The sequence below is a fragment of the Salinisphaera sp. SWV1 genome (genome assembly GCF_052044155.1).
Taxonomy (GTDB): Bacteria; Pseudomonadota; Gammaproteobacteria; order Nevskiales; family Salinisphaeraceae; genus Salinisphaera.
Map to the genome: position 1 here is coordinate 1 of NZ_JBQDYE010000139.1, position 618 is coordinate 618.

The following is a 618-nucleotide window of genomic DNA, read 5'->3' on the forward strand; positions in this document are numbered from 1 at the left end:
TCACGTTTATTAACCTGTCAAAAAATATAACGCACTAATATCCATGGAATTTATAAAAATACGGATTTCGTGTTGTTTTTCATTTTCAGAACATTCAATCCTGCTCTCGCCGCAATCATGATATGCCATTCCTGATCTGGGTAATAGGCACAGGCTATCTTATTGATAGTTTATATTCATGTAATTGATTGATTCCTATCAAAAAGCGTATCTCCCTGTTTTTTATGATGGCTTTGTCTCGCAGAGACGTTTGCAGCATTCTGGAAAATTTTCTGGGTCACAATAACTCACCACCGTGAGGGAAGAATAATGAAAATGGTCTCACGTATTACCGCGATCGGCCTGGCTGGCGTCGCGATTTGCTATTTAGGGTTATCTGGTTATGTGTGGTACCACGATAATAAACGCAGTAAACAGGCCGATGTTCAGGCATCTGCTGTCAGTGAAAATAATAAGGTTTTAGGCTTTCTCCGCGAAAAAGGATGCGACTATTGCCACACGCCTTCGGCAGAATTACCCGCCTATTATTATAGTCCTGGCGCGAAACAGTTGATGGATTACGACATTAAGCTTGGATATAAATCTTTTAACCTTGAGGCCGTGCGTGCGGCACTGCTG

At 41.6% G+C, this 618-nt stretch carries 1 protein-coding gene; it reads left to right on the forward strand.

Going from position 1 to position 618, the window contains the following annotated elements; translation table 11 throughout:
* Positions 1 to 309: 309 nt before the first annotated feature.
* On the forward strand, positions 310 to 618 hold a 309-nt coding region (locus tag ACS8YF_RS19875; protein ID WP_440851805.1), incomplete at its 3' end, for a heme-binding domain-containing protein.